General features: G+C 64.9%; 1 pseudogene. It reads left to right on the top strand.

Features of this window, described 5'->3' with window-relative positions:
- Nucleotides 1-191 precede the first annotated feature (191 nt).
- A pseudogene (locus tag EN780_RS40010) lies at nt 192-635 on the top strand (hypothetical protein); the annotation flags it as partial.

Here is a 635-nt window from a genome sequence, read left to right as displayed (position 1 = left end):
ACGTCTCGCCGCTCGATGACGATCTGCCGATGGACGACGAGCTTGCCGCGTCGCTCGATCGCGAATTCCCGGGCGGCAATGAGGCGGTGGAGGCGGCCGACCACAACCTCGTCGAAGCTGCCGCGCCAGTGGCCGAAGCCGCTTTCGATGACGATCTCGAACATTCGGTTTCTCTGTCGCTCGAGGACGAGTTGACGCTCGACGGGCATGGCCCAGCGGAGGATCATGCCGCGCCGGCCGTTGCCGAATATGCAGCGCCTGTGCAGGCGGCTGCCGACCAGGCGGTCCCCGAGGAGGACTTTTCCGGTCATTTCGACGAGTCGATGGCCGATGTCGACACGGATTTCGAAGCGCAGGCCGAAGAGCCGGCTGAAGCCGATGAGATGCCGGCCCCCGCCGAGGCCGCCTATGCCGCTGACGATGCCGATCTGCGGGCTTTTGAGGACGAATTCGAGATCGATCACGCGCCGGTCGACGAGCCGGTGGCTGCCGAAGCGCCTGCCGAGGCCGCTTACGTCACCGATGCCAATGACGATGCTCCCGAATTCGTCGCGCAGGAAGCGTTCGACGACAATTTCGAGCTTGATATCGACGATGCGCCGACCGCCGAGGATCAACAGCCGGCAGCCGAAGCC

It is taken from the genome of Mesorhizobium sp. M4B.F.Ca.ET.089.01.1.1 (assembly GCF_004022605.1).
In the GTDB taxonomy this organism is placed as follows: Bacteria; Pseudomonadota; Alphaproteobacteria; order Rhizobiales; family Rhizobiaceae; genus Mesorhizobium; species Mesorhizobium abyssinicae.
This window is presented reverse-complemented; position numbering and strand designations above follow the sequence as displayed.